This is a genomic window from Aminobacter sp. P4_D5 (assembly GCF_056401815.1).
Genome location: NZ_JBFUIP010000341.1, coordinates 1 through 1,964, shown reverse-complemented (window position 1 = coordinate 1,964; position 1,964 = coordinate 1). Strand labels below are relative to the sequence as shown.

Below are 1,964 nucleotides of genomic sequence, written 5' to 3'. Positions count from 1 at the left end.
AACTCTATTGCCAGTCACTCGACCTGGAAGGGGCGAACGACGCTGCCTCTCCGCGCTTCATGACCGTGCGCTTCGGAAACGTGCTTGGTTCGAGTGGATCGCTGATCCCGCTGTTCAAGCGGCAACTTGCACGTGGTGGGCCACTGACTGTCACGCACCCGGAGATGATGCGCTTTTTCATGACCATTCGCGAGGCCGTCGAACTGACCCTTCAAGCCGCGCTGGAAAGGGATTCCAGCAAACATGGGACCAATGGTGCCGACATCGACTTCGCGCTTCTGGTCGATGGCCTGGAGGCTGAGCGCGAACAAGGCATCACCATCGACGTCGCCTATCGCTTCTTCGCCATGCCCAAGCGAAAATTCATCGTCGCCGACACGCCCGGCCACGAGCAATATACCCGCAACATGGCGACCGGCGCTTCGACTGCCGATCTGGCCATTGTGCTGGTCGATGCCCGCCGGGGCATTTTGCAACAGACCCGCCGCCACTCGATCATCGCTTCGCTGCTCGGCATCCGTCACGTAGCCCTTGCCGTGAACAAGTTCGATCTGGTCGATTTCGGCCGGGAGGTTTTCGAGCGCATCTCGGCCGAATATCGCGACTTTGCGTCCGGTCTCAACTTCCAGTCGATCGAGCCCATCCCGATGTCGGCGCGCTATGGCGATAACGTCACCCGGTCGTCGGATGAAATGCGCTGGTATTCGGGTCCCACGCTGCTCGAACACCTCGAGGCGATTGCGATAGACGGCGACGCGGTCGAAAAGCCGTTCCGCCTTCCCGTTCAGTATGTAAATCGCCCCAATCAGGATTTTCGCGGATTCTCCGGCACAATCGCTTMGGGATTTGTCGCCGCTGGCCAGACCTTGGTTGCGGCGAAGTCGGGACGCCGCTCGCGCGTGAAGCGAATCCTCGTCGGCGCGGCGGATAGTCCGCTGGCAATCGCCGGCCAGTCGGTGACCCTTTTGCTGGAGGACGAGATCGAGATCTCGCGCGGCGACGTGTTATCCACTGTTGATGCCCGGCCCGAGGTGGGCTGACCAGTTCCAGGCAAATATCGTCTGGTTCGATGACAAGCCACTGCTGCCCGGCCGGCCTTACATCCTGCGCACGGAGACCGATCAGGTGGGGGCGACGATTACCGGGCTCAAACATCGGATCAACGTGACGAGCTTCGCCAAGGAAGCCGCAGCCCACCTCGACATGAACGAGATCGGTGTGTGCGATCTCTCTGTCCAGGCGCCGATCGCTTTCGACCGCTATGACGACAACCGCATCACAGGTGCGTTCATCCTCGTCGACCGCATGACCAACGCCACCGTGGGTGCTGGCATGATCTGCCATCCGCTGCGGCGCGCTCGCAACATCCACTGGCAGATGCTCGACGTCGACCGCACCCAGCACGGCCCAAAAGTATCAAAAGCCAGCGGTGCTGTGGTTCACCGGCCTGTCGGGTTCAGGCAAGTCGACAATTGCCAACCTGCTCGAGAAAAAGCTGAACGCGGCTGGCCGGCACACCTATCTGCTCGACGGCGACAACATCCGCCACGGGCTCAACCGGGATCTGGGTTTCACCGAAGAGGATCGTGTCGAAAACATCCGCCGTGTGGTCGAGGTCGCCCGGTTGATGGCCGACGCCGGGCTCGTCGTGCTTGTTTCCTTCATTTCGCCATTCCGCGCCGAGCGACAGATGGCGCGTGAAAGGATGAAGGAGGGTGAATTCGTTGAAATCTTCGTCGACACACCGTTCGAGGAATGCGCGAGGCGCGATCCCAAGGGGCTCTATGCGCGGGCGCTCAACGGCACGATCAAAAATTTCACCGGCCTCGATTCGCCCTACGAAGCTCCCGAGAGCCCGGAACTCCATGTCCAAACACTCGGCAAGGACGCCGAGGAGATGGTCGACGAGTTGGAGAGCTGGCTTAACGACAACAACATCGTCAGTTGCTTGAACGACCGTCCCC

2 pseudogenes are annotated in these 1,964 nt (G+C 60.6%); both read left to right on the top strand.

Annotated features, from left to right (window positions below):
• Nucleotides 1-59 precede the first annotated feature (59 nt).
• Nucleotides 60-167, top strand: a pseudogene (locus AC1DWF_RS31655) (polysaccharide biosynthesis protein); the annotation flags it as partial.
• Nucleotides 168-215: 48 nt separating this feature from the next.
• Nucleotides 216-1,964, top strand: a pseudogene (cysC, locus tag AC1DWF_RS31650) (adenylyl-sulfate kinase); the annotation flags it as partial.